This is a genomic window from Bacteroides cellulosilyticus DSM 14838 (genome assembly GCF_000158035.1).
GTDB lineage: Bacteria > Bacteroidota > Bacteroidia > Bacteroidales > Bacteroidaceae > Bacteroides > Bacteroides cellulosilyticus.
Genome location: NZ_EQ973491.1, coordinates 699,639 through 701,646, shown reverse-complemented (window position 1 = coordinate 701,646; position 2,008 = coordinate 699,639). Strand labels below are relative to the sequence as shown.

1 pseudogene is annotated in these 2,008 nt (G+C 43.0%); it reads right to left on the bottom strand.

Annotated elements, in window-relative coordinates:
• Positions 1–2,008: pseudogene (locus BACCELL_RS15020) on the bottom strand (SusC/RagA family TonB-linked outer membrane protein); the annotation flags it as partial.

The following is a 2,008-nucleotide window of genomic DNA, read 5'->3' as shown; positions in this document are numbered from 1 at the left end:
GACAACACGACTGAAAGACCTACTGAAGGATAGAAGAACGACTTACTGGTAGAGTTAGGTCCTGCCAACTGCGAAGGCCAGTCGTTACGTCCGGTCAATGTCAGATAATAAGTACTCTTGTAGCCCAGTTCAGCAGAAGCAAATACAGACTGAGTTTGCTCACGCCAGCCGTTCTGCATACGCTTTGTTTTCTTAGCACTCAGGTTCTGTACATTAAATACGTTAGCAAGTCCCGGAGTTTCACCCTCAAAGTTTTCGTCAGCAATAGGACCTCTCACTTCCAGTCCATCCGAACGCATATCCATAAATGAAGTACCGATATTTGCCGAAAGGTTCCAATTCTCTCCAAAGCTCTTGTTAATATTGATAAGGAAGTCGGCATACAATTGTTTATCTGTCGTTTTAGATATAGTATAGAGACCGCGTGTAGATGCCTCAGTCATCTGCGTATTTGTTCCGGCATAATACTTTTCAGTATAATCATTGAAAGAATTATCCAAACGGACACGACCACTGACACTCAACCAATCCAATATCTTGTAGTTCAAACTGGCATTCAGCATATAACGGTCTTTATTATTATTACGAAGTTGACGATAATTAATCCAGTATGGATTCTGCATTACCATACCCGCATCACCTACCGGCCAATACTGGGTATCCAGTTTACGAGAAGCATCATAACGTTCGTACATCTTGAAATCTTCCCAGTCATTGCCACGCGGGAACAGATAAGCACCCACCAAGGGGTTGTTATAAGTACCTTGGTTCACCATATTTTGGTCTTTCTGAAGCACATAAGTTGCACCCACATCCAAAGTCATCTTATCATCTAGGAAAGAGGTAGTATTGCGGAAAGTAAAGTTATAGCGTGCATACTTATTGTTCGGTATAAGCCCCTTAGAATTAACAGCGGCAGCCGAAACATACGTCTGGTTCTTATCTGTACCGGTAGACAAGGAAATGCTCTCCGTTCCGGTTACACCTGTCTGAAAATAATCGCTTGTCGGATTGTATCCATAAGAATTAGAAGAATTCAACAGATTTCCCCAACTATGTGTAATCTGACCGCCACTGGTTCCATAACGATTTTGAAAATCAGGGGTTACAAAAGCGTTGAAGATTTCGGTATTACTGTTCACAGTAATGTTTACGCGCCCCTCTTTACCTTTTTTCGTTGTAATGACGATAGCACCATTCGCAGCATCCGACCCGTAAAGGGCTGCTGCTGCCGCACCGGTCAGTACCGACATAGATTCAATATCTTCAGGATTAATATCAGCGATAGGTTCGGTAGATCCCTTTGAGTCAAACTCAGTACCTCCCTTACCAGTTCCGGCATACATCGGAACACCATCAATGACATATAGTGCATTGGAAGACTGCATGATAGACTTCGTACCACGCATCACTACCTTTGATACACCACCGACACCGGATGAAGAAGCGTTGATATTTACACCGGCAACTTTACCGTTCAAAGAGTTTACGAAATTGGCATCCTTTACACGGGTAATCTCATCACTCTTAACCTCTTGTACATTGTAGCTCAACGCTTTTGTAGCACGCTTGATACCCAAAGCAGTTACCACCACCTCTTCTATCAGTTGTGAGTCAGTTTCCAACATCACATTGATAGCATTCTGCCCTTTGGCTGCAACCTCCTGTGGCTTGTAACCCACATAAGAGAACTGTACCACCGGATTTGCCTCAGTAGTAGTCAGCGTAAAGTTACCATCAAGGTCAGTGATACACCCAATGCTTGTACCCTTTATTAATACATTCACACCGATGAGGGGTCCCATATCATCCGATACCTGTCCGGTAATGGTCCGTTCTTTACCTTGCTGATTACCTTCTTGCGGTGCAGCTGACTTCTCTGAAAGATAAACAATGTTATCTTCTACTTTAAAAGAAATGTTTTTTCCTTTCAAGATAGCATTCAAAGCATCTTCTATGGATGCGTTCTTCACTTTGACATTCTCCACTGCCATAGTAGCGAGCTTGT